At 71.8% G+C, this 20,041-nt stretch carries 16 protein-coding genes and 1 pseudogene; 12 read left to right on the forward strand and 5 right to left on the reverse strand.

Annotation, left to right across the window (positions count from 1 at the left end; all coding sequences use genetic code 11):
- Positions 1-38 precede the first annotated feature (38 nt).
- The 7 genes and pseudogenes from ACWED2_RS14825 to ACWED2_RS14855 all read left to right on the forward strand — a co-directional run.
- Complete coding sequence (locus ACWED2_RS14825) at positions 39-887, forward strand: SCO6745 family protein (RefSeq protein WP_449691000.1); 849 nt, start codon at positions 39-41, stop codon at positions 885-887.
- A 546-nt stretch (positions 888-1,433) separates the two neighbouring features.
- Positions 1,434-2,723, forward strand: coding sequence for an activator-dependent family glycosyltransferase (locus ACWED2_RS14830; RefSeq protein WP_449691001.1), 1,290 nt, complete (start codon positions 1,434-1,436; stop codon positions 2,721-2,723).
- 11 nt (positions 2,724-2,734) lie between these two features.
- On the forward strand, positions 2,735-3,616 hold the full coding sequence (rfbA, locus tag ACWED2_RS14835) for a glucose-1-phosphate thymidylyltransferase RfbA (protein ID WP_449691002.1): 882 nt from the start codon (positions 2,735-2,737) through the stop codon (positions 3,614-3,616).
- An 83-nt stretch (positions 3,617-3,699) separates the two neighbouring features.
- The gene (locus ACWED2_RS14840; RefSeq protein WP_449691003.1) at positions 3,700-4,803 is read left to right on the forward strand and encodes a long-chain fatty acid--CoA ligase; all 1,104 of its coding nucleotides are present in this window, start codon (positions 3,700-3,702) and stop codon (positions 4,801-4,803) included.
- A complete protein-coding gene (locus ACWED2_RS14845) occupies positions 4,800-6,314 on the forward strand; it encodes an aromatic amino acid lyase (RefSeq protein WP_449691004.1) in 1,515 nt (504 codons plus the stop codon). Before ACWED2_RS14840 ends, ACWED2_RS14845 begins: the two co-directional genes overlap by 4 nt.
- Positions 6,311-8,134, forward strand: a complete 1,824-nt coding sequence (locus tag ACWED2_RS14850; protein WP_449691005.1) for an ABC transporter ATP-binding protein — start codon at positions 6,311-6,313, stop codon at positions 8,132-8,134. Before ACWED2_RS14845 ends, ACWED2_RS14850 begins: the two co-directional genes overlap by 4 nt.
- A 57-nt stretch (positions 8,135-8,191) precedes the next feature.
- A pseudogene (locus ACWED2_RS14855) lies at positions 8,192-8,334 on the forward strand (IS110 family transposase); the annotation flags it as partial.
- A gap of 309 nt (positions 8,335-8,643) precedes the next feature.
- On the opposite strand, the gene ACWED2_RS14860 reads toward ACWED2_RS14855, so the two are convergent.
- From ACWED2_RS14860 to ACWED2_RS14880, 5 genes are read right to left on the reverse strand one after another with little or no spacing between them, the layout of a single operon-like run.
- Entirely contained in the window at positions 8,644-10,098 is a 1,455-nt protein-coding gene (locus ACWED2_RS14860; protein WP_449691006.1) for a hypothetical protein, read from the reverse strand.
- A gap of 20 nt (positions 10,099-10,118) precedes the next feature.
- Positions 10,119-11,393 carry an activator-dependent family glycosyltransferase gene (locus tag ACWED2_RS14865; RefSeq protein WP_449691007.1) on the reverse strand — a complete coding sequence of 425 codons (1,275 nt, stop codon included), beginning with the start codon at positions 11,391-11,393 and terminating at the stop codon, positions 10,119-10,121.
- 37 nt (positions 11,394-11,430) lie between these two features.
- On the reverse strand, positions 11,431-12,720 hold the full coding sequence (locus ACWED2_RS14870) for an activator-dependent family glycosyltransferase (protein WP_449691008.1): 1,290 nt from the start codon (positions 12,718-12,720) through the stop codon (positions 11,431-11,433).
- A gap of 36 nt (positions 12,721-12,756) precedes the next feature.
- A complete protein-coding gene (locus tag ACWED2_RS14875) occupies positions 12,757-13,764 on the reverse strand; it encodes an NAD-dependent epimerase/dehydratase family protein (protein WP_449691009.1) in 1,008 nt (335 codons plus the stop codon).
- A gap of 10 nt (positions 13,765-13,774) precedes the next feature.
- A complete protein-coding gene (locus ACWED2_RS14880; protein WP_449691010.1) occupies positions 13,775-14,194 on the reverse strand; it encodes a hypothetical protein in 420 nt (139 codons plus the stop codon).
- 120 nt (positions 14,195-14,314) lie between these two features.
- On the opposite strand from ACWED2_RS14880, the gene ACWED2_RS14885 reads away from it, so the two are divergent.
- From ACWED2_RS14885 to rfbB, 5 genes are all read left to right on the forward strand, one after another.
- Entirely contained in the window at positions 14,315-15,541 is a 1,227-nt protein-coding gene (locus ACWED2_RS14885; RefSeq protein WP_449691011.1) for a methyltransferase domain-containing protein, read from the forward strand.
- Positions 15,542-15,604: 63 nt separating this feature from the next.
- Positions 15,605-16,714: a DegT/DnrJ/EryC1/StrS family aminotransferase gene (locus ACWED2_RS14890; RefSeq protein WP_449691012.1), complete on the forward strand. Its 1,110-nt coding sequence runs from the start codon at positions 15,605-15,607 to the stop codon at positions 16,712-16,714.
- A 57-nt stretch (positions 16,715-16,771) separates the two neighbouring features.
- On the forward strand, positions 16,772-18,124 hold the full coding sequence (locus tag ACWED2_RS14895) for an NDP-hexose 2,3-dehydratase family protein (protein WP_449691013.1): 1,353 nt from the start codon (positions 16,772-16,774) through the stop codon (positions 18,122-18,124).
- A 21-nt stretch (positions 18,125-18,145) separates the two neighbouring features.
- Entirely contained in the window at positions 18,146-18,757 is a 612-nt protein-coding gene (locus tag ACWED2_RS14900; RefSeq protein ID WP_449691014.1) for a dTDP-4-dehydrorhamnose 3,5-epimerase family protein, read from the forward strand.
- Positions 18,758-18,787: 30 nt separating this feature from the next.
- Positions 18,788-19,789: a dTDP-glucose 4,6-dehydratase gene (gene rfbB, locus ACWED2_RS14905; protein ID WP_449691015.1), complete on the forward strand. Its 1,002-nt coding sequence runs from the start codon at positions 18,788-18,790 to the stop codon at positions 19,787-19,789.
- The last annotated feature ends 252 nt before the right edge of the window (positions 19,790-20,041 follow it).

Consider the following 20,041-nt stretch of genomic DNA (forward strand, 5'->3'; position numbering starts at 1 on the left):
TCCGCACGCCGTACCGACCGGATGGTATGTTGGCCCGCGTGATCGAAGCGGCGCGCCGGACCTGGCGACTCATCGAGCCCTACCACGGCATGATCTACTTCGCCCCGGAAGCCGCGGCCGCCTACCGGGAACTCGGTCTCACCGGCCGGGCGGGCTACTTCGCGTCGAGGTCGGCGGCGCTGGGCGCGGTGCCGGCCCCGGTCGTGATCGCGACCTTCTACAACTTCAACCCGGCCCTCGTCCGGGAGTCGATCACCACCGCCTGGTCCGCCACCGACCCGGCGGCCGTGCTGGCCGCGCGGTACGCCGCGGCCGACCAGGCGTTGCGCGGCGTCCTGGGTGACGCGATCGGCTCGCCGGAGATGCGCAGGGCCGCCGCTCTCCTGCGGGACGCCGCCGAGGTCGTCGCCGACGACGTCACCGGCCGCCCCCTGTTCGCCGGCCACGCGGCCCTCCCGTGGCCCACCGAGCCGCATCTGGTGCTGTGGCACGCGCAGACCCTGCTCCGGGAGTACCGCGGCGACGCCCACGTCGCCGCCCTGCTGACGGCGGGCCTGAGCGGCATCGAAGCCCTCGTCACCCACGCCGCCTCCGGTGCCGTCCCCGCCGAAACGCTGCGCACCTCCCGGTCGTGGTCCGAAGAGGACTGGAATGGGGCCGTCGCAGGCCTGCGCGAGCGCGACTGGCTCACCGGCGACGCCGAGCCGGTGTTCACGCCCGAGGGTGCGGCCCGCCGGGCGGAAATCGAGCGGGCGACCGACGAGAACAGCGTGACCCCTTACGCGCACATCGGCGAATCCGCCTGCGCCGAACTGCAGGCACTGGTCCGCCCGTTCAGCCGGGCGCTCGCCGAAAAGCTCATGCCGTGGGCGCTCGCGAGGCAGTAGCCGCGCCGCCTCGCGGCCCCGGTTTCCGCCGCCGGGCCCGGACGATCCGGTAGCTCGCTCCGGGCGCGCCGATCAGCACCAGCAGGGCGCCGAACACGATGACGTACCGCGCGCCGGTCGGGGCTCGTACACCGATGCCTTCCGCGTCGGCACCTGGGCGGAAAACACTCCCGCCGCCCCGTTCTGGCGGACGACTTCGCGGATGCCGCCCGCCGGCAACAGTGCGCCGAAGATCGCCAGAATGGCCAGTAGTGCGGTGCCGGCGTAGCCGGAGAGCTGCCTCTCCGCGTCGGATTCCCCCGTCCCCATACCCCATGACAGCCGCCGGGACAACGGCGGCCGCGGCTTTGCCTGGCCGCCTCGCCGGCCCGCGGTTCCGGTCCGCGGTGGGCGAAAGCGGCGTTCGTGTCTCGCCGGCGAGACACGAACACCGCCGTTTTCCGAAGCGGGCAACCACTTCCTTGAAACGGCGCGCGAAGCCGGGATATAAAGAACCGGTCTTCCAGGTGGGACCTTTCCGACGGGTATATCCGTGAGAGGAAATCCATGCGGGTTCTTTTTGTCACCTATGCGGCGAGGTCGCATTTCTACCCGATGGTTCCGCTGGCCTGGGCCCTGCGTTCGGCCGGGCACGAGGTTCGCGTCGCCAGCCAGCCCGAGCTGGCCTCCGTCATCGCCGGCGCCGGGTTGACCGCCGTTCCGGCCGGCCGGGACCACCGGTTGTGGCGCAGCGTGAACCGGTTTCTCGGCAAGCGGTTCGCCGAGCTCGACCCGGAAACCCACGAAGCCGTTCGCGGCACCCGGATCCTGCCCTTCGACCTGGCCGAGCAGGCGCCGGAGCAGCTCGGGTGGGCGCACCTCAACACCATGTACGACAACCTCGTGCGCACCTGGTACAAACTCGTCAACAACACCATGGTCGACGACCTGGTGGCGTTCGCCGGGTGGTGGCGGCCGGACCTGGTCGTCTGGGAACCCAACAGCTACGCGGGCGCCGTCGCGGCGAAGCTGTGCGGCGCGGCGCACGGGCGGCTCCTGTCCGGAATGGACATCTTCGGCGTCACCCGCGAGCGCTACCTGGACCTGCTGGAGACGCGGTCACCCGGCGAGCGCGCCGATCCGCTCGCCGAGTGGCTCGACGCGCGGATCGGCCGGCACGGCGGCCGGTTCACCGAAGACCTCGCCGTCGGCCAGTTCACCATCGACCAGCTGCCCGACACCCTGCGGATGACCGCCGGCCTGCACTACCTGCGCATGCGTTTCCTGCCCTACAACGGCCACGCGGTCGTGCCGCCGTGGCTGCGGCGCGAGCCGGAGCGGCCGCGGGTGGCGCTCACCCTCGGGGTGACCGCGGGCGAGCACTTCGGGGGACACGCGCTCGGCGTGCCGGAGGTCGTCGACGCGCTCGCCGGCCTCGACATCGAGCTGGTCGCGACGGTGGGCGAAGAAGGAAGCCTCCGCCGGGTGCCGCCGAACACCAGGGTGGTGCCCTCGGTACCGCTGCACGCACTGTTGCCGGGCTGCGCGGCGGCCGTCCACCACGCCGGGTTCGGCACGCTCTGCACGACGCTGTACTACGGCGTCCCGCCGCTGTCGGTTCCCGAGCGGTTCGACGAACCGCCGTTCGCCCGCCGGATCGCCGACCGGGGTGCCGGGCTCGCGTTGCCGATGGCCGGGGCCACCGGCGACCAGGTGCGAGACCTGGTGACGAGGCTGCTGGCCGAGCCGTCCTTCTCCCGGGGTGCCCGGCAGCTGCGCGCCGAGATGCTCGCGCTGCCCTCGCCCGCCGAACTGGTGCCGGACCTGGAAAAGGCCGTCGCCGGAAACTCCTACTGAATGGAATGCCGATGAAAGGCATCGTGCTGGCAGGCGGCAGTGGCACCCGCCTGCACCCGCTCACCCTCGCCACGTCGAAGCAGCTGCTCCCGGTTTACGACAAACCGATGGCGTACTACCCGCTGTCGGTGCTGATGCTGGCCGGGATCCAGGACATCCTGATCATCTCGACCCCGGCCAGCCTGCCGTCGCTGCACGCCCTGTTCGGCGACGGCACGCAGCTCGGCCTCGACGTGAGCTACGCCGAGCAGCCGGAGCCGCGGGGCATCGCCGACGCGTTCCTCGTCGGTGCCGGCCACGTCGGCGGCGAGGACTGCGCGCTCGTGCTGGGCGACAACATCTTCCACGGCGCCGGGTTCGGCAGCCTGCTGCGGGACACGCGCAAGAACCTGGACGGCTGCACGCTCTTCGGCTATCCCGTTTCCGACCCCGAGCGCTACGGGATCGCTGAAGTCGACGAGCGCGGGAACCTCGTTTCGATCGAGGAGAAACCCGCGCGGCCGCGGTCGAACAACGCGGTCACCGGGTTGTACTTCTACGATTCCGACGTCGTCGAAATCGCGCGGACGATCCGGCCGTCGGCCCGCGGCGAACTGGAGATCACCGACGTCAACCGGGTCTACCTGGACGCCGGGCGGGCGCGGATGGCCACGCTGGGCCGCGGCTTCACCTGGCTCGACGCGGGCACGCACCAGTCGCTGCTCGAGGCGGGGCAGTACGTGCAGGTACTGGAAAACCGCCAGGGTGTCCGGGTCGCCTGCCTCGAGGAAATCGCGCTGCGCATGGGTTTCATCACCGCCGACGAGTGTCACGAGCTGGGGCGCAGAATGCGGAAATCCCAGTATGGTCGCTACGTGATGGACGTCGCGAGGTCGTCCGGCGGCCGCCCCTAGGACGCCGTCCCGCCGGCGAGACGGCGATTCCCGCGCCGGATCCGCGTTTCCCGAATCATCCCCTCCGCACGAGGAGTGCCAGTATGTGGACCGAACTGACGCCGGCCGAGCTGCTTTCGGCGGACCTGGCCGCGCCGCGGATCACGGACCGCGCGTGGCTCGTCCGCTGGGACTCCTCCGCCCTCGACGCCGAAGCACTCGCGCGGCGGGTGTTCCCGGACCCGGTGGACCTGAGCACCTCCGGCACCACCGGCCCCGGCCGCGTCTGGCGGCGCACGTTCGACCAGCTGTGGGCGGAGGCGGGACTGCTGGCGGACCTGCTGCGGCCGCGGAAGCCGGACGCGGTGCTGTCCTTCGCCCCGCCCCGCCACATCTTCGGCCTGCTGGCGACCGTGCTCGTGCCGGCCCGGCTGGGCGTTCCCGGGTGGTACCGGCCGGACCTGTTCGGGCCGATGCCGGCGGAGGGCGGCGCGCGGTGGGCGGTGGTGGCGATCCCGTGGGTGTTTTCCCTGCTGCGCCGGAACATCTCCTGGGTGCGTTCGAAGGACCACGTGGCCGTCCTGCACAGCACGGCGACGCTGCCCGCCTCCGCCGCCGGCCTCCTCGCCGCGGCGGGCCCCGGCCGGGTCAGCGTCACCGAAGTGTTCGGGTCCACCGAGACGGGCGGGGTGGCGAAACGGGAGTGGACGGGCGGGAACCCGCCGTGGGAACTGTTCGACGACGTCCGCCTGTTGTCCGAAAAGGACACCGGTGCGGAGGTGCCGCTCCGGATCGCCGGTCCCCGGCTGGCCGCCGTCCCGGGCCGGCCACGGCCGGCGGAGCTGACCATGGACGACTTCGTGCGCCCGGTCGGCGCCCGCGGGTTCTCCTTCGTGGGCCGGCGCGGCAGCCTGGTCAAGGTCAACGGCCGCCGGCTGAACCTCGACGAGCTGGAGCGGTCCCTGCGCGCCGTCCTGCCGTGCGCGGACCTGGCGCTGGTCCCCGCGGCGGACGACCTGACCGGGGAGCACGTCGACTTGCTCGTCGTCCCGGAAGCCGGGCACGACGTCGACGTCCAGGCGGTGCGCCGGCACCTCGGGGTGCTGCCGAGGAAGGTGCTCGTGCTCGACCGGATCGACCGCACGGACACCGGCAAGACCCGCCGGGTGCCGCCCGCCCGCACCGACGGCACGGGCACCGGACGGTGAGCGCGCAGCGGCGGCTGGCCGAGCTGGTCCGCGGCGCGGACCACGGCGTGGTGCTCGAAGCGTGCGACGAGGCCGACGTCGACCGGATGCGCACGAGTTCGGACGCTGTCGACAAAGCGCTCGCGGCCGGCCGGCCCGTCTACGGTCTGACCCGGGGTTTCGGGCCGCTGGTGTGGTTCGACGCGGAGTCCGAGGCGGAGCAGGGCAGCAGCCTGCTCGCCCACCTCGGCACCAGCCAGGGGCGGCCGCTGGCGCCGGAGGCCTGCCGGCTGATCGTCCGGTTGCGGCTGGAGAGCATGCGCAAGGGCTACTCCGCCGTTTCGCCGGACTTCTGGCAGCGGCTCGCGGACCTGTGGAACCGCGGGTTCGTCCCGGCGATCCCGCGGGAAGGGACCGTGAGCGCGAGTGGCGACCTGCAGCCGCTCGCCTACGCGGCGCAGACCTTCGCCGGCATCGGCGAGGCCTGGGTGCGGGACGCCGACGAGCGGTGGTCGACGAAGCCGGCCGCGCTGGTGCTGGCGGAGCTGGGCGCCGAGCCGGTCGAGTGGCCGGTCCGCGAGGCGCTCGCCTTCGTCAACGGCACCGGGGCCAGCCTCGCCCTCGCGATCCTCAACCAGGACACGACCCTGCGGCTCGTGCGGGCCGTGGCGCTGCTGACCGGCCGGGTGGCGGACCTGCTCGGGGCGAACCCCGAGGCGTACCACCCCGGCGTCGGCGCGGCCCGCGGTCAACGCGGGCAGGCCGAGGTGGCCGGCTGGGTGCGGCGCGAGCTCCCCGCCGACGCGGAGCGGTCACCGCACCGGCCGCTCCAGGAGCCCTACAGCCTGCGCTGCGCCCCGCAGGTGCTCGGCGCGGCGCTGGACCAGCTCCGGTTCGCCGGGGAGGTGCTGCTGCGCGAGGCCGAAGGCTGTACCGACAACCCGCTCACCCATGAGGGAGCCGTCCTGCACGGCGGCAACTTCCACGCGATGCCGGTCGGGTTCTGCTCCGACCAGACCGGGCTGGTGCTGCACCAGGTGGCCTACCTCGCCGAGCGGCAGCTCGCGCTGCTCTGCGACCCGGCGACCAACGGCGGGCTGCCGCCGATGCTCACCCCGCGCCCCGGCCGGGGCTGCGGCCTCGCCGGGGTGCAGCTGAGCGCGACCTCGTTCATCGCCCGGATCCGGCAGCACGTCTACCCGGCCTCGCTGACGAGCCTGCCCACCAACGGCTGGAACCAGGACCACGTGCCGATGGCGCTCAACGGCGCCACCGCGGTCGCCGAAGCGGCCGAGCTGGCCTGGCTGGCCGTCGGCTCCCTCGCGGTCGGCGTCGCCCAGCTGACCGCGTCGCTGGGCCGGGAAGCGGCCGGCGATCCCTGGGCGGCACTGGCGGAGATATCGCCGCCGCTGGCGGCCGACCGGCCGATGGCGGCCGAGGTGCGCGCCGCGGCCCGGCTGCTGTCCGAGACCGCGGCGGCGCTGCCCGGGACGAACACGTCGGCAACACCCAGGCCAGGAGGTGCCAGGTGACAACGAGCAAGACGGCGGAGGGCGGTTCGGTGCTCGAACCGTCGGCGTGGCGGGAGCTGTTCTCCTACCTCCGCCCGTACCGGAAGCTGGTGCTGGCGGGCGGGGTGCTCAGCACGGTCGGCAGCCTGATCGGGCTGGTCCAGCCGCTGGTGACCAAGGAGCTCATCGACTCGCTCTCCGACGGCCGGGCGGTGACCGGGCCGATCCTCCTGCTGACCGGAGCCGTGCTGCTCGGCGCGCTGATCACCACGATCGGCTCGTACCTGCTCGGGCGCAGCGCCGAGTCGGTGGTCCGCGACTCCCGGCGCCGCCTGGTCGGCCGGATCCTGTGGTTGCGCGTGCCGCAGACGGCCAAGTTCCAGCCCGGTGACCTGATGTCCAGGGTCACCGCGGACACGACGCTCCTGCGGGAGGTGGCGAGCCAGGCACTCGTGGACTCGGGCCGGGGCCTGCTGATGTTCGCCGGCATCGTGACGATGATGTTCCTGATGGACCCGGTGCTGGTGCTGGCGACCCTGGGCGTGCTGGCCTTCGCCGGCGTCCTGATCGGGCTGGTGGTGCCGTTCTTCGCGCGGTACAACGAGCGGGTCCAGACGGCCGTCGGCGAGATCAGCAGCACCCTCGAACGCTCGCTCGGCGCCTTCCGGATGATCAAGGCGGCCGGGCTGGAGCCGCGGGAAGAGGCCAGGGCCGTCGACGCGACGACCACGGCGTGGAAGTACGGCGTGCGGCTCGCCTGGCTGCACGGGCTGGTCGGGGCCTGCGCCACGCTGGCGATCCACGTGTCGTTCCTGGTCGTGCTGGGCATCGGCGGCGCCCGGGTGGCGACCGGGGACATCGAGATCGGCACGCTGGTGGCGTTCCTGCTGTACCTGTTCTACCTGCTCGAACCGGTCGGGTCCGTGCTCGAGGCGGCGTCGAACCTCAGCGCCGGGCTGGCTTCCACGCGGCGCATCCGCGAGGTGCAGCAGCTGGAGGTCGAGCCGAAACCGGAGGCGGAGCTGGCGCGGATCGCCAACGGGAACGGCTTCGCGGGCGGCGGGCCGTCGGACAAGGCGCCGGCGTCGGTCAGCTTCCAGGAGGTCGCCTTCCGGTACCCGGGGACCGAGCAGCTGGTGCACCACGAGGTGACCTTCGACGTGCCGGCCGGCGGGATCACCGCGCTGGTGGGGCCATCGGGGGCGGGCAAGTCCACGGTGTTCGCGCTGCTGGAGCGGTTCTACGAACCGGACGGCGGCCGGATCCTCCTGGACGGCCACGACGTCCGCGACTGGCCCCTGTACCTGCTGCGGGCGTCCATCGGTTACGTCGAGCAGGACGCCCCGGTGCTGGCCGGCACGCTGCGGGAGAACCTGCTGATCGGCGTCCCGCACGCCGAAGAGGCGGACATCGAGCGGGTGCTGCAGCGCACCCGCCTCGACCGGCTGGTGGCGAAGCTCCCGGACGGCGTGGACACGGCGGTCGGCCACCGGGGCAACACGCTGTCCGGCGGCGAGCGGCAGCGGGTCGCGGTGGCACGGGCGCTGCTGCGGCGCCCACGCCTGCTCCTGCTCGACGAGGTGACTTCGCAGCTGGACGCGGTCAACGAGCTGGCCCTGCGCGAAACCGTCGCCGAGGCGGCGCGCGAGCTCACCGTCGTGGTGGTGGCCCACCGGCTGTCCACTGTGGTCCAGGCCGACCGGATCGTGGTGCTGGACGCGGGAAAGGTGCGGGCGGTCGGCACCCACCACGAGCTGATCAAGTCGGACCCGCTGTACAACGAGCTGGCCACCACGCAGCTGCTGGTGTCCGACGACACGGAGCAGCGCGCGGCGGGGTGAGCCCGGTCGCGGCTCCCGGCGAGGGAGCCGTGGTCGCCGGCTCGCCACGACACCGGCGCCCTCGAACAGGCCATCGGCCCGCGGACCTCGCATCCGGCGGTGCTGGAATCCTCTCCCGCTGCGGCGGCCCGGCCGGTCTCGTCAAGGTCGGCCGCCGCAAGCCGACCACGATCGCGAAGGGCCACGCGCCTCGCTCGGGCGAGCACCAACTCGATACCTCGCGGCCGACGCCGGCGTCGCCTCGGTCACCCCGCAACCACCGGCACCGGCGTCAAGGGCGAGCAGCCATGCCGGACCGGCAACCGGAAGCACGAGCGGGCGTACTTCGCCGCCTCGCCCGGCCCCGAAAACGGCCGAAAGCCCACCGGACTTTCACTCCGGTGGGCTTCGGTGCGTCCCGGCCGGCAACGGATGGTCGTGAACCGTGGTGGGCCCTCCGAGAACGAACACGGCCGAGCCCCACCGGGGCGGACCTCCGGTGGGGCTCGGCGTCGGGGGTTGCGGCGGGGCTACTCGACGAAGACCGGCGTCAGCGAAAGGGGGAGGTGGACGCGGCCCGCGCGGACCTCGACCGCGACCGGCTTGCCGAAGGCGTCCGTCGCCGCCGGGGCCGGTGCGGACCAGGCCCAGTCGAACGGGACCGGCGGCTCGTCCTCGCCGTCGAACGGGTCCCGTCGGTGCCAGGCGACCAGCAGGGGGCCGCGGCCGGCCCGGTCCACCTCGAACAGGAACACGTCTTCGCGGCCCGGCACGTCGATCCTGGCGACCTGCCGGGTGCCGTCGAGCCGCTCGGTCAGCAGGGCCAGCGTCTCGCCGGCCGGGTACCGGGGGCCGAGCTTCTCGCCCTCGTAGCCCACCAGGTCGAACTTGCCGAACAGCAGCTCCATCACCTGGTACGGGTTCCGCGGACCGGGCCGGTCCGGGCCCAGCTGCCAGCAGGCGGTCCGGCGCACTCCCGCGGACAGCGCCAGCAGGTTGCGCATCACCAGGTCGCGGCAGTTCCACCGGTGGCGCTTCTCCTCCAGCTCCGCGGGACAGCCGACCATGAACATCTGCAGCAACGGCGGCATCACCGACATCCGCCGGTAGAGCGCGACCATCGCGGGCTCTGCCGTCGCCCGCCACTGCTGCTCGACCGTGCCGTCGTCGGGCCCGGCCGGCTCCTCCGTCGCTCCGACGCCACCCAGCAGACCCGAGAGGCGCGGCCTGAGCTGGGGGAGCGCGAACGGGAAGGGACCGTTGTACTCACCGAGCACCACCGGCTTGGCCAGGCCGTGCTCCGCCAGCATCCGGTGCGCGGCCTCGACGATCACCGGGGTCAGGTAGGGATCACCGTAGGGGTGGACGTCGAACACGTCGAACCAGGCGCCGCCGCCGGCGACGATCGCTTCGACGTAGGCGACGGCCACCTCGTCGACCTGCTCGCCTTCGACGGGGAGCGCGTCCGGCGGAACGCCGCCGACGACCACCAGCGCCTGCGGGTCGACCTCCCGCACGACCTGCCAGAAGACCTCGAGATGACCCAGATAGTCCGCGGCGGAACCGGTCCACAGGAAGTCGACGCACGGCTCGTTGTCGCACTGCCACATCCGGACCCGGCCGCGGCACCGCGTGACCAGCTCGCGCACGAACCGCCGGTACTGGGCCAGGTCCAGGGCGGGGGAAGCGGGGAGCGTGGGGTTCGGGTCCCGGGTCGCCCAGGTCGACGTGGAGTACACGGTGACCCAGAGCTCGTCGGAGTCCGTCATCTGGTCCAGCATCGCGTCGACGGCGTCCCAGGCGAACCGGCCCGGCTCCGGCTCGATCTGGGACCAGTACAGGTACATGCGGATGGCGCGGGCTCCCAGCTCCCGCACGACCGGCATGAAGACGTCCGGCTCGGTGTGGATCCCGTAGGTGAGCCCGCGGGACACCCCGAGCCGGACGTCCGGCAGCGGTCCGGTTCCCTGGCTACCGGTGGTCATCGTCGGTTCTCCTCCGCCGCTCAGGTCCGGGCGCGGTGCTCGGACACCAGGTCTTCCAGCTCGCCGACGAAGTCGCTCGGGGCGGGCATGGCCAGCATTTCGTCGCGCAGCTGGGCGCTGCCCTCGCGGAAGGCGGGTTCGTCCAGCAGCCGGACGAGGTGGTCGCGGACCCGGTCCCCGGTCGCCTCGTCGGAATGGATCGTCAGCCCGGCCCCCTGCCGGGCGAGTGAGGCCGCCAGCCGCGGTTCGTCGAAGTGCACCGGCAGGGCCAGCTGGGGCACCGCGTTCAGCGCGGTGGTGCACAGCGTGCCGAACCCGGCGTGGTTGATCACGGCCGAGCAGGTCGGCAGCAGCGCGGGCAGCGGCACGAACGGGACCGCCCGGACGTTGCCCGGCAGGGTGCCCAGCTCGTCCCGCACCCGGTCGGCGATGGTGGCGACGACTTCGATGTCCAAATCGGACAGTGACCCGAAGATCTCCTTGAGGTCCACGGTGTAGCCGCTGAACCGTTCGATGGCGCTCAACCCGAGGGTGAGCAGCACGCGAGGACGCTCGGGCGGTCGCCGCAGCCAGTCCGGCACGCTCGCCCGCCCGCCGTACGGGACGTACCGCAGGTCGACGTAGCGGAGCCCGGGCGCGGGCATCCGCAGGGACGGCGGGATCTGCTCGATGGTGAACTGGCCGGTGATCATGTCCTCGGAGAACTCCGCACCGAACCGCTCGGCCTGCCCGCCGAGCCAGTTCGCCAGCGGATCGTCGCGGTGCTCCGCCGGCTGCCGGTGCATCACCTCGAGGAAGTGGTGCCTGGCCACGCCGAAGACGTCGAGCCCCCAGCTGATCCGGCCGTGCGCGGCGCCGGTGGCCTTGGCCGCGATCGCCCCCGCGAAGCTGGTGGGTTCCCACAGCACCAGGTCCGGCTGCCAGTGCCGGGCGAACTTGACCAGCGGGTTGACCATCGGCACGTTCTCCATCTTGTGCCACCAGGTGACCGCGAAGTCGAACCCCTTGTTCAGGTACGTCCAGATGCGCTTCCTGGGCACGTCGACCACGTCGTAGGGCCGCGGGAACCCGGCGCGGGCGGCGGCGAGCTTCTCGGGCTCGATGCCGAGCACGCGGTACAGGCCGTGGTCCCGGCCGACCGGGACCGCCGTCAGCCCGGCCTCGGTGACGACGTCGTTCAACCCGGGCTGGCTGGCCACCCGCACCTCGTGACCCGCGGCACGCAGGGCCCAGGCCAGCGGCACCATGCCCAGGAACATGATCTTCTCGGGATAGGTCACGAAGAGCACGCGCACGGGTTGTGTCCTTTGTGGTCGATGGTCGGAACGGTGGTCAGCCGCGGTACTTTTCGGTGAGTTCGGCCAGTTCGCCGACGATGCCGGCCGGGGCCGGTGTGGCGAGGATCTCCGCGCGCAGCCGTCCGATCCCGTCCCGGTAGGACGGTTCCGTCAGCAGGGCCTCGACCGCCTCGCGCACCGCGGCCCCGGTGGCGTCGACGGGCTCGATCACCAGGCCCCCGCCCAGTTCGGCGAGGCGGCGGGCGGTGTACCAGCCGTCCTGCTGGTCCGGCAGGATCAGCTGCGGCACCCCGGAAACGGTCGCGGTCGCCATGGTGCCCGCCCCGGCGTGGTGCACGATCGCCGAGCAGGTGGGGGCGAGCGCGTGCAGCGGCGCGTAGGCGACCACCCGCGCGTTGTCCGGGACACGGGACAGTTTGTGCTGCTCGTTCTCGGCCACGGTGGCCACCACCTCGACGTCGAGGTCGGCCAGCGAGTCCAAAATGGACTGAACGTCGACCATGTAGCCGCCGAAGCTCTCGGACGAGGTCAGGCCGAGCGTGATGGCGACCCGCGGCCGGGCCGGCGGCTCCCACAGCCAGGACGGGACGACGGCGGGACCGCCGTAGGGGACGTAGCGGACGGACACCGAGTGCAGGCCGGTCTCCACCCGCTGGGACACGGGGAGCTGCTCGACGCCGAACTGGCCCGTGGTCATGTCCTCGGAGAACTCGGCGCCGACCTTCGCGGCCTCCGCGCCGAGCCAGTCGGCCAGCACGTCGGCGCTCCGCTCGTCCGGGCGCAAGGCTCGTTCCCGCACGTACCGGGTCCGCCAGCGGCCGTAGAAGTCCAGCCCCCACAGGAACCGGCCGTGCGCCGCGCCGCACGCCTTCGCCGCGATCGGGCCGGCGAAGCTGGCCTGCTCCCACAGGACGAGGTCCGGCTGCCAGAAGCCGGCGAAGTCCACCAGCTCGTCGATCATCGAGTGGTTGGCGTTCCGGACCGCCTTGAGGATCTCGGGGTTGGCGCCGTCCAGGTACTCCCACGTGACCTCGGCCGGGTCGTCCGGCATGTCGAACGGCGGGAACACCCCGCGGCGGATGCGTTCGTAGCCCTCCGGGTTCAACTCGGCGAACCGCTTCGTGAGGAACCGGTTCGCCGCCGTCCAGAGGTTGTGGTCGGTGCCGACCGGCACCGCGGTGAGGCCGGCCTGGGTGATCACGTCGGTCAGCTTGGGCTGGCTGGCGACCCGGACTTCGTGGCCGGCCGCGCGCAGCGCCCACGCCAGCGGCACCATGCCGAGGAAGTGGGTCTTCTCCGCGTAGCAGGTGAACAGAACACGCATGGCTTTCCTCTCTGGACGACCCGGGCTCGGCACCGCTCAGCGCAGTGGTGCGGCGGGATCGCGGGTGAGTGCGGCGGCCAGGTCCGCCAGCGCCGCGCGCAGCGGAACGCGGGCGGACCAGCCGGTGATGTCGTGGAACGGCGCCGGATCGCCGACGAAGTCCACCGCGTCGGTCGGGACCGAGCCGCCGGGATCGCCGACCGGCACGATCTCCACCGGTGGTTTTCCGGTGTGCCCGGCGGTCACGTCGGCGATGAGCGTGAACAGTTCGGCGATGCTGGTCCCGGTGCCGCTGCCGAGGAGCCAGTGCCGCCCGGCGAGCCGGTCCGCGTGCTCCAGCGCCGCCACGAACGCGCGCGCGGCGTCGTCGACGCAGACGAGGTCCCGCCGGGCCGTCCCGCCGAACCAGAGCGTCAGCGGTTCGCCGGCGAGCGCGCGCCGCATCATGGTGGCCGCCACCCCGCGGTCGAGCGCGGGGTCGTCGGTTCCCCGGCTCAGCAACGTGGGCAGCCGGAGGGTGGTGGCGCGCACGACGCCCGCGGCGGTCGCGGCCTCGAGCGCGAGCTCGGCGGCGACCTTGTGGCGGTCGTACGTGGTCTGCGGCGCGTCCCGCTCGGTGCCGTCGAGCAGGCCGGAGCCGCCGGTGCCCACCTGCGAGGTCGACCCGGCGAAGACCACCACCGGCGGCGGCGCGGGGCGGTGCCGCCGGAACACGCCGAGCAGGTCGCGCACCAGGCCGGTGTTCACCCGCTCCGCGGCGTCGTCTTCGTCGGCCGCCCGCCAGGTCCGGGCGCCGGTGATGTAGGCGACCAGGTGCACCACCGCGTCCGCGCCGGCGACGGCCCGGGCGAGTTCGCCGGGTTCGGTGAGGTCGGCGGTCCGCACCTCGACCTCGGCCACCGGGTCGCGCGGCACGGTGGCCGGCCGCCTCGCGACGGCCCGCAGCCGCACCGGGCGGGCGGCCAGTTCCCTGGTCACCGCCGTCCCCAGCAGGCCGGAGGCGCCGAGCACGACCACCAGTGGCTTCGAGGCACCGTCCGTCACGGCCGCTCCTTCAGTTTTCCGCCGCGATCGCGCCGGTGTTCTGTTTCGCCGCGATGGTGACGATGATTTCGGCGAATTCCTCGAAATCGCCGTTCCGATAGCCTTCGCCGGACCGGTACGGCTGCAGGTCCTCGAACAGCTTGATGTTGTAGATGTTCTCCAGTTCGAGCACGATCTGGACCAGGTTGAAAGAGTCGAGGTCCCGGATCGAGGCCGGTGGCTTTCCGTCGTCGGCCTGCTCCTCGTAAATCATCCTGGCCGTCTCGATGAGCGTCCTGGTCACTTCGTCCTTCTGCAACAACACAGCTGGCAACCCCCTTGTCAGTGCCGATCCGGCTCCGGGTGCGTCCCGCCGGCGGGACAGTTCGCCGCCGGCCGCGCAGGTGATTTGCTGCGAAGGTAGCACCGTCGGCGAGCCGTGGACAATCATCGGCGACCCGTGCCGCGAACGGCAATTGCCGCTTGTTGAAACCCGGGTGGACTTCGTGGATTATTGCCGCAGAATCGGTGGTCTTCCACGCAGTCCGGGTTCGAGGACAAGGAGAACGAAATGCCGGCCACGTCCCAGTGCCGTATCTGCGACGGCACAGTCCACGAGTTTTTCGACTTCGGGCGCCAGCCGCTGTCCGACGCGTTCGTCGATCCCGCCCGGCCCGGCGAGGAGTTCTTCTTCCGGCTCGCGACCGGGATCTGCGAGTCGTGCTCGATGGTGCAGCTCATGGCGGAGGTGCCGCGGGACAAGATGTTCCACGAGGACTACCCCTACCTGTCCTCGGGGTCGACGTTCATGCGCGAGCACTTCGGCAAGCTGGCCGAGCGCTTCCGCACCACCGAGCTCACCGGAGCGGACCCGTTCGTGGTGGAGCTCGGCTGCAACGACGGCGTCATGCTCAAGGCGCTGGCCGAAGCCGGGATCCGGCACCTCGGCGTCGAGCCGTCCGGCGGCGTGGCCAAGCTGGCCGCGGCGAAGGGCATCAACGTCCGCAACGCCTTCTTCGAGGAATCGACGGCCGAGGACATCGCCGCCACCGAGGGCCGGGCGGACGTCATCTACGCGGCGAACACGCTGTGCCACATCCCGTACATGGGGTCGATCCTGCGTGGCGTCACGAGGTTGCTCGCGCCGGGCGGGGTGTTCGTGTTCGAGGACCCGTACTTCGCCGACATCGTCGAGCGCACCTCGTTCGACCAGATCTACGACGAGCATTTCTTCTTCTTCACCGTGCAGTCGGTGCAGGCGATGGCCGAACACCACGGGCTCGAGCTGGTCGACGCCGAGCGCTTGCCGGTGCACGGCGGCGAAGTGCGCTACACCCTCGCGCTTCCCGGCGCCCGGACCCCGGCCCCCGCCGTCGCGGCGCTGCGGGCCGAGGAAGAAGCGCGGAAGCTGGCGGACTTCGAGACGCTCCGGCGGTTCGGCGACCGCGTCCGGCAGAACTGCGCCGATCTGGTCGGTCTGCTGGAAAAGCTGCGCGACGAGGGCAAGCGCGTCGTCGGCTACGGTGCCACGGCGAAGAGCGCCACGGTGCTGAACCTCTGCGGGATCGGGCCCGACCTGCTCGCCTTCGTCAGCGACACCAGCCCGACCAAGCAGGGCAGGCTGACGCCGGGCTCGCACATCCCCGTCCGGCCGCCCGCGGAGTTCGCCGACCCGTACCCGGACTACGCGCTCCTGCTCGCCTGGAACCACGCCGAGGAAATCATGGCGAAGGAACAGCAGTTCCGCGACGCCGGCGGGAAGTGGATCCACTACGTGCCCGAGGTGCACGTTGCCTGACCGAAACCGCATCCGGACGACCGAAAAGCCGACGACGACGCACCGTGGAGGTGGGGCGCGACCATGACGCAATACGTGTGGGGATATGTCCGGGAGTACGAGGACGAACGCGACGAAATCCTCGCCGCGGTCGACTCGGTCTTCCGGTCCGGCCGGCTCGTCCTCGGCCCGAGCGTGGAGGGCTTCGAGCGCGAGTTCGCCGCCTACCACGGCGTGGCGCACGCCGTGGGGGTCGACAACGGGACGAACGCGCTCGTCCTCGGCCTGCGCGCGCTCGGCGTGGGCGCGGGCGACGAGGTGATCACGGTGTCGAACACGGCCGCGCCGACCGTGGTCGCGATCGACGCGGTGGGGGCGACCCCGGTGTTCGTGGACGTCCGCGAGGAGGACTACCTCATGGACGTCTCCCGGGTGGAGGCGGCGATCACCGGGCGCACGAAGTGCCTGCTGCCGGTGCACCTGTACGGCCAGTGCGTCGAGATGGCCCCGCTGGAGGCGATCGCGGCCCGGCACGGCCTGCCGATCCTCGAAGACTGCGCCCAGGCCCACGGTGCGCGGCACCACGGCCGGATCGCCGGGTCGATGGGCCGGGCGGCCGCGTTCTCGTTCTACCCGACCAAGGTGCTCGGGGCCTACGGCGACGGCGGGGCCGTCGTCACCGCCGACGCGCAACTCGACGCCGATCTGCGAAGGCTGCGCTACTACGGCATGGAAGACGTCTACCACGTCGTCCAGACGCCCGCGTACAACAGCCGGCTCGACGAGGTGCAGGCCGAGATCCTGCGCCGGAAGCTCACGCGGCTGGACGGCTACCTCGTGCGGCGCCGGGAGATCGCGGCCCGGTACGCCGAGGCACTCGAGGGCAGCGGCCTGGTGCTGCCCGCGGTCGCCGAGGGCAACGAGCACGTGTACTACGTCTACGTCGTGCGCCACCCGCGGCGCGACGAGGTGCTGGCCGCGCTGAAGGAGCACGACGTGGCCCTCAACGTCAGCTACCCCTGGCCGGTGCACACCCAGCGGGGCTTCGCCCACCTCGGCTACGGCGAGGGCTCCTTGCCGGTCACCGAGAAGCTGGCCGGCGAGATCTTCTCGCTGCCGATGTACCCGTCCTTCACGCCCGAGGACCAGGACAAGTTCATCGCCGTGCTGCTCGATGTCCTCGCGCAGCTCTGACGGACGAGGCGCCCGGGCCCGGCGACCGGGTGCCTCGCAAGGGAAAGGAGGTGTCCGGTGATCGAGCGTGCCATCACCGCGCCGCGACAGGTGTCCCGGCGGCTTCCGGCCACCGATCCGGACACCGTCGTGTCCACCCTCGCGGAGTTCGAGCGGTGGTGGGCGGAGCGGCACCGGGCCGGCCGGTTCGAAGTGGACCGGGTTCCGCTCACGGAGCTGGACGCGTGGCGGTTCGACCCGGCGACCGGGAACCTCGGGCACGAAAGCGGCCGGTTCTTCACCGTCGAAGGGCTGCAGGTCCGGTTCGGCGGGGCGGTCGAGCGGTCGCAGCCGGTCATCCACCAGCACGAGATCGGCGTGCTCGGCATCCTGGTCAAGGAGATCGACGGCGTCCCGCACTGCCTGATGCAGGCGAAGATGGAGCCGGGGAACGTGAACGTGCTCCAGCTGTCGCCCACCGTGCAGGCGACCAGGAGCAACTACACGCAGGTCCACCGCGGCGCGCAGACCCGGTACCTGGAGTACTTCACCGGTCTCGCCCGCGGCGAGGTGCTGGTCGACGTGCTGCAGTCCGAGCAGGGGGCCTGGTTCTGGCGCAAGCGCAACCGCAACCTCGTCGTCAAGGTCGACGGCGAGGTGCCGGTCGCGCCGGACTTCCGGTGGCTGCCGCTGCCGCTGGTGCACCGGCTGCTGCGGATCGACAACCTGGTCAACATGGACGCGCGCACGGTGCTGGCCTGCCTGCCCCCGGCCGGCCCCGGCGCCGAAGCGGGAACGGCCCGGCACGCGGTCGCGGACATCCTCAGCTGGTTCACCGAGGCCAAGACGCGGTGTGACTGGCACGCCCGGCTGATCCCGCTGGCGGAGGTGGGCGGCTGGGCCGTCGCCGGCGGCGAGATCGTGGACGACCGGCGGCGGCAGTTCCGGATCACCGGCGTGCGGGTCACGGCGGGGAACCGGGAGGTGACCCGGTGGACGCAGCCGTTGCTGGAGCCGCGCGGGCAGGGGCTCGCCGTGTTCGTCACGAAGCTGATCGGCGGGGTGCGGCACGTGCTCGTGCAGGCGCGGCCGGAGCTCGGCCTGCTCGACCTCGTGGAGATCGGGCCCACCATCCAGCTGTCGCCCGGCGAGGACGTCTCCGAGATCACCGACCCCCGCATCCGGGAAGTGGCCCGGGGGCGGCTGGGCCGGACGCGGTTTTCCGCCGTCCTGTCCGAAGAAGGCGGCCGGTTCCTCCACGCCCTCACGCGCTACCGCGTGGTGGAGGTCGACGAGGACTTCGTCACCGAACCTCCGGAGGACTACTGCTGGGTGGCCGGCTGGCAGCTCACCGAGCTGCTGCGGCACGGCCACTACGTCAACATCGAGGCGCGCAGCCTGATCGCCTGCCTGCGCAGCCTGCCGCACTGACGCTCGCTATGGAGGGATGCCATGTGGTCGCGTGAACTGGCCGTCGAAGGCGCGATCGAGTTCACGGCGCGGAAGTACCCCGACGACCGGGGGTTCTTCGTCTCGCCCTACCAACGGCCGGCCTTCGTCGAAGCGGTCGGCAAGCCGCTCGTGGAGGTCGCCCAGACCAGTTACAGCTGCTCGCGGCAGGGGGTGATCCGGGGCGTCCACTTCACCAGGACCCCGCCCGGTTGCGCGAAGTACGTGTACTGCCCGAAGGGCGCCATCCTCGACTTCGTCGTCGACCTGCGGGTGGGTTCGCCGACGTTCCGCCGGTGGGACTCGGTCGTGCTCGGGCCGGAGGACTGCCGGTCGGTCTACCTGCCGGTGGGGGTGGGGCACGCGTTCTACGCCCTGGAAGACGACAGCCTGATGACCTACCTGCTCTCGGAAAGCTACGCCCCGGAACAGGAGCTGGGACTGGCGGTGCTCGACGCGGACCTCGGCCTGCCGATCCCGGCGGGGCCGCTGGTCATGTCCGAACGCGACCGGACCGCGCCCACCCTGGCGGAGGCGATGAACGCCGGGATCCTGCCGGACTACCAGGCGTGCCTGGCACTGGAGAAGCAGCCGGCGGGTGTCCTGGACGCCTGACCGCCGACCACCACCATTCGCGAGGAGAACATGTCCACCATCCTGGTCACCGGCGCCGCCGGATTCATCGGATCGAACTTCGTGCGCCACTGGCTCGACGGCCACCCCGGCGACACCGTCGTCGCCTTCGACGCGCTGACCTACGCCGGCAACCGGGAGACCCTCGCCGACGTGGCGGACGTCCCGTTCGTGCACGGCGACATCCGGAACGGGCAGCTCGTCGAGCACGTGCTGCGCTCGCACGGGGTCGACGTCGTGGTCAACTTCGCGGCCGAGTCCCACAACAGCCTGGCGATCCTGCGGCCGAGCGAGTTCTTCGCCACCAACGTGATCGGCACCCAGCAGCTGCTGGAAGCGTGCCGCCGGACCGGGGTCACCCGGTTCCACCACGTGTCCACCTGCGAGGTGTACGGGGACATGGCGCTCGACGAGACCGCCGCGTTCACCGAGGAATCGCCGTACCGGCCGCGGACCCCGTACAACGCTTCGAAAGCCGGCGCGGACCACGCGGTGCGCGCGTACCACCTGGCCTACGGGCTCCCGGTGACGATCACGAACTGCGCCAACAACTACGGGCCGTACCAGTTCCCCGAGAAGGTCATCCCGCTGTTCGTCACGCGAGCCCTGCGTGGCCGGGAACTGCCGCTGTACGCCTCGACGAAGAACCGGCGCGAATGGCTGCACGTGAGCGATCACTGCCGGGCGATCGAGGCGGTGCTCGACCGGGGCCGGGTGGGGGAGACCTACCACGTGGGCAGCGGCTTCGAGGCCGACATCGAGGTGATCGCCGACCTGATCGTCGCCGAGCTGGGGCTGGACGCCTCGATCAAGACGATCGTGCCCGACCGGCCGTCCCACGACCGGCGTTACCTGCTGGACTCGACGAAGCTGCGGACCGAGCTCGGGTGGGCGCCCACGGTGGACTTCGAGCCGGGTCTGCGCGAAACGATCGCCTGGTACCGCGACCACGAGTCGTGGTGGGCCCCGCTGCTGGACCGCTCCCCGGTCGACGAAGCCGCCTGGGCGAGCTGATGAACCCGAAACCCGCGTGAACCGGCCCCGATCTCCCGCGCTCGAGGCCGGTCCTCCCGCGACCGAGGCCAGACTCCACGTGATTGAGGCCGGATCCCACGTGATTGGAGCCGTAACCCACGTGAATGGAGCCGGATCCCACGTGATTGAGGCCGGAACTCGCGTGATTGAGGCCGGAACTCACGAGTTCCGGCGCGCTGGTCCTCATCGGCTCCGAGCAGGTCGGCAAGACCTTCGGGCTGACCCCGCGCG

The organism is Amycolatopsis sp. NPDC005003, from assembly GCF_053600695.1.